This is a genomic window from Achromobacter sp. 2789STDY5608621 (assembly GCF_001299375.1).
Lineage (GTDB): Bacteria > Pseudomonadota > Gammaproteobacteria > Burkholderiales > Burkholderiaceae_B > Achromobacter > Achromobacter insuavis.
Map to the genome: position 1 here is coordinate 1 of NZ_CYTU01000102.1, position 4,057 is coordinate 4,057.

The 4,057-nt window shown below is 73.6% G+C and carries 4 protein-coding genes; 1 reads left to right on the forward strand and 3 read right to left on the reverse strand.

Features of this window, described 5'->3' with window-relative positions; genetic code table 11:
• Positions 1–124 precede the first annotated feature (124 nt).
• Positions 125–1,930, reverse strand: coding sequence for a M48 family metalloprotease (locus tag AOZ53_RS33095; protein WP_054491071.1), 1,806 nt, complete (start codon positions 1,928–1,930; stop codon positions 125–127).
• 16 nt (positions 1,931–1,946) lie between these two features.
• Positions 1,947–2,792, reverse strand: a complete 846-nt coding sequence (locus AOZ53_RS33100; protein WP_054491073.1) for an alpha/beta hydrolase — start codon at positions 2,790–2,792, stop codon at positions 1,947–1,949.
• A 128-nt stretch (positions 2,793–2,920) separates the two neighbouring features.
• Between AOZ53_RS33100 and AOZ53_RS33105 the strand changes: the two genes are divergently transcribed.
• Positions 2,921–3,367 (forward strand): hypothetical protein, encoded by a 447-nt coding sequence (locus tag AOZ53_RS33105; protein WP_054491075.1) that lies wholly within the window; start codon positions 2,921–2,923, stop codon positions 3,365–3,367.
• On the opposite strand, the gene AOZ53_RS33110 is transcribed toward AOZ53_RS33105, so the two are convergent.
• A partial coding sequence (locus tag AOZ53_RS33110; RefSeq protein WP_156333610.1) for a hydantoinase/carbamoylase family amidase occupies positions 3,359–4,057 on the reverse strand: 699 nt, incomplete at its 5' end. The two genes, AOZ53_RS33105 and AOZ53_RS33110, sit on opposite strands and share 9 nt — an antisense overlap.

A 4,057-nucleotide genomic window follows, 5' to 3' on the forward strand; every position in this document is an offset into this window, starting at 1 on the left:
CCCGCCGGGGGGGGGGTGGCGACCGCCGGCCTGCCGAAGGGCGTGGTGTGGTGTGGTGAATCGACCGCGCGCCGGGCGGAAAGTTGCACGGCGCGCCGCGTGTCGGTCGGGCTTCAGGCGGACGTCAGGCGGGACGGCGCACGCGCGCCTGCTCGACGCACCACGCCAGCCGGGGATCGCCGGCGGCCATGATGTCGGCTTCCACGTCCAGGCGCAGGCGCGGCAGCAGCCGGCCCAGCAGTTGTTCACAGTCGCGCCGCAGATAGCTGGGCTCGCCGGTGAGGCGGCCGATGACGCGCAGCAGGGCGGCGTCGCGCGCCAGCACCAGCAGCCGATAGCGGCCGCCGGCGGCGGGGCGCAGCAGCCAGGCGCCGGTGGCGATGCGCAGCAGCGGATCGAGCGTGTCGACCAGCTTGCCGAGCTCGGCGGGCGACAGGTCGTGCGGATCGTAGCCGTCCGCCGCGTTCGCGCGCGCGGGCGATCGTTGCAGGGCGTCGGCCTGGCGGCGGTAATCCTCGGCCCGTGCGCGGTCGCCCTCGCGCAGGGCCGCCAGGCTGAGCTGGCGCAGGCTGGGCAGCTGTTCCGGGCCGGGCGGGTCCGCGGCGCGGCGCCAGAGGTCCGCGGCTTCCTGCGGGCGTCCCTCGCGCAGGCGGCAGCGCGCCAGCTGGGCCAGCAGGGCGGGATGGCCGGGCGCATGCCGCAGGCCGTCCTCGGCCAGCGCGGCGGCGCCCGCGATGTCGTCGTCCAGGGTGTCCCGCAGCCAGGCGCAGCGCGCGGTTTCATCGGCCGACAAGGCGCGGATGCGGCGTTTGCGCAGCAAGTCATGGTACTGGGCGGTGAGCGCTTCGCGCTCCTGGCGCGCCTGCGCGGCCTCGTCGGCCGATTGCGCCGCGCAGCGCTCGTCCAGCCGGGCGGCCAGGGCCGCACGTTGCGCGGGCAACCAGGCCTGGGCCGCGTTGGGGGCGGCGCGGCGCCACGGCAACGGCCGGTCCGGATCGGCCGCCAGCGCGGCCAGGCGATCCGCCAGCGACGGGTGAGTATCGCCGTCGCCGGTCGTGGCGCAGAGGGCGGCGTGCAGCCAGACGCGGGCCTCGGCTTCGTCGGCGGGCGCCGCCAGCGCGTCCCGCGCCGCCAGCGCCGCGTAGGGCCGCGGCGGATCGCTGGCGGCGAGCAGCGCCGGCCAGGCGCCGCGCAACGCCCGCCATTGCAGCGCCATCGCCGACAGCGCCTCGGCCATGGCGGGTTGGCCGCAGACGCGCGCGGCCTCGGCATCGGCCTGGACTTCGCACTGCCGGGCGAAGTCCAGGCTGACCTGCAGGAAGCGCGGCACGTACCAGGCCACGAACAGCCGCAGCGGCGCGTTCGACAGGCGCCGGCGCCGATCCAGCCGCTGGCTGACGTCCTGCCATTGCAGGCGCGCGAAATACACGCGGCTGGCGTAGCGGCCGTGGCGTTGCGCGATGTGGGCGGTTTCATGGGCCAGGATGGCGCGGCACGCGGCCGGCGACAGCATTTCGAGCAACGGTTGTCCCAGCCACAGGACGTTGCGGGTCCGGCCGCCCAGCGTGCGGTGCTGGCGGATGGCGGCATTGAATTCGCCGTCCAGATAGACCGCGTCCAGCGGCGGCGCGGCCAGGGCGGCGCGAAGGCGGTCGAGTTCCTCGAACAGGCCGGGCGCGTCGTCGCGGCGCAGCGGCACGCCGTCCTCGGGGTGGTCGGGGGCGGCGCTGAACGGTGTCCTGAGCATGATGGCGCCCGACACCAGGGCGGGCAGCGTCAGCGCCACGCCCAGGACGGCGGCGGCGCCGGGCAGCGACGCCCAGGCCAGCAGCGGCAGCGCGCACAGCGCCGCGCCGGCGGCCAGCAAGGCGCCATTGCCCAGGGCCAGCCAGGCGCCGATGCGCAGTCGTTGCAGGGTGAAGCGGGTCATGGCGTGACGAAGCCTCCTAGTCGCCGGCCCGGCGCCGCAACTGCGCGTCGATAAAGGCGAGGATGGCCCGGGTTTCGTCATTGTCGCCGCCGACATCGGTATTGATCTGCCCGTGGTTGCGCGCCACCGGCAGCACCTGCGCCTGGCCGCCGTGCGCCATCAATCGCTGCGCGTAGTCGCGCGAACGCTGGCACGACTGCGGCCGCAATGACGAGCAGACCAGCAGCGTCGGCGGATTGGGGCCGCTCAGTTGCGCGGCGGGCGAGGCGGCGCGCCAATAGGCCGGATCGTTGCCGAATGCCTTGTCATAGAACGGCGCGTGCTCGGCGGCCATGATGCCCGGCAGGTCGAAGGGCGTGCCGTCCAGGATGATGTTGGCCAACCAGGGCCGGGCGCCGGTGCGCTCGCGCAGCGGGGCGTCGGCCGCCAGCAGGGCCTGCAGATGGCCGCCCGAGGAGTGGCCCATGATCAGGATGCGCGCCGGATCGGCCCGCCAGTCGGCGGCCTGGCGCTGGATCCAGGCGAGGGCCAGGCCCAGGTCCTCGGCCTGTTCCCGCGGCCCCGCGTCGGGCAGCAGGCGGGTATTGACGGAGACGACCACGAAGCCCAGCGGCAGCCAGCGCGCCAGCTTGTCCCGGATGAAATCGGGTTCGGCCTTGTCGCCGTGCAACCAGGAGCCGCCATGCACCAGCACCAGGATCGGCGCCAGGCCAGGCGTGGCCGATGGGGCGGCGGGAAGGTGGACGTCGGCCAGTTGCGCCGACGCCGGACCGTAGCGCAGGTCCTTGAACCCGGCGGCCCAGCCCGCGGCGGGCAGCGCACAGGCCAGCGCAAGCAGGCAGAGCAGACGGAGAAGCGGCATGGCGGGCCCGGGATGATCCATGAGCCGGCTACTGTAGCTCGGCGGGCCGGTCCGTGGCGAGCCGGCGGGGTTTCATGGCATGCTGCCGGGCGTTGGCGCGTTTGCGCCGTCTTTCCCATTGTTCGGCCATGTCCAGATTCCTGCGCGGGGTATGCGATCTTCTGTTGCTCGTGGCGGTCGCCGCGCTGTACGGCGCCTGCCTGACGGCGAAGCTGCAGACCGGCGCCTATGGCCTGGCGATTCCCGACGCGCCCTATACCTACGAACGCGCCGATTTCCTTATCGATGCGGTGTTCGCCGGCCTCGTCGCGCTGGCGGCGTTGATCGTGGCGGAACGGCTGTGGCGGCGCCGGGCGCCGGGGCGCGGACGCGTGGCCGTGACGGTTCTGACGTTCGTGGCGGCGTTGCTGGCCATGTATCTGGGCATGCCCGATCCGCGCGTGTTCGGCAATACCTGGGCCCGCTGGGAGCCGACCTTCGAATTGTTCCTGCACCAATGGGATATCGTGCTGCCGCTGGCGCTGGCGGCAGCGGCGGCGCGCCGGATGTGGCGCGCGCCGCGGCGGTCAGCGTGACAGCCTGCGATCCAGTTCCAGCACGGTCTGGTACAGCACGCGGGTGCCGTCCAGCAGTTGCGCCGGCTCGATCCATTCCTCGGGACAGTGGCTGCGTCCGTTCAGGCAGGGGATGAAGATCATGCCGATGGGGCCGGTGGGCGCCATGTAGACGGCGTCGTGGCCGGCGCCGCTGGGCAGGCGCATGTTGGCGTAGCCGAGCTGGTCGGCGGCGGCCTGCACCGCGTCCATCACCAGCGGGGTGCAGTCGGTGGGCTGGGCCCGGCTCAGTGGCACGAAGCCGGCGGTCAGGCGCAGCGCCTTCAGGTCGGCGGCCACGCCGGCCATCAGCGTTTCGGGGAAGGCGTCCAGCACCGCGTTGCTGTCGCTGCGCATTTCCAGCGTCAGCTCGACGCGGCCGGGCACGGCGTTGGCGGCGTTGGGCGTCATGGCGAGTTTGCCGACGGTGGCGACCACGTAGTGCGGATTGCCGCTGGCGGCGCTGGCCTGGCGGCTGGCGGCGTCGATGATGCGGGCCGCGCCCACCAGGGCGTCGCGGCGGATGTCCATGGGCGTGGTGCCGGCGTGGTCGGGCTGGCCTTCGACCGTGATCAGCACGCGGCGGATGCCGACGATGTTGGTGACCACGCCGATGGGCAGCTGGCGGCTTTCCAGCACGGGGCCTTGCTCGATGTGCAGCTCGACGAAGGC

Bases quoted from the DNA above. Each gene is read 5' to 3' on its own strand.
- AOZ53_RS33105 (WP_054491075.1), top strand. From the start codon at position 2,921: ATGTCCAGATTCCTGCGCGGGGTATGCGATCTTCTGTTGCTCGTGGCG.
- AOZ53_RS33100 (WP_054491073.1), bottom strand. From the start codon at position 2,792: ATGCCGCTTCTCCGTCTGCTCTGCCTGCTTGCGCTGGCCTGTGCGCTG.
- AOZ53_RS33095 (WP_054491071.1), bottom strand. From the start codon at position 1,930: ATGACCCGCTTCACCCTGCAACGACTGCGCATCGGCGCCTGGCTGGCC.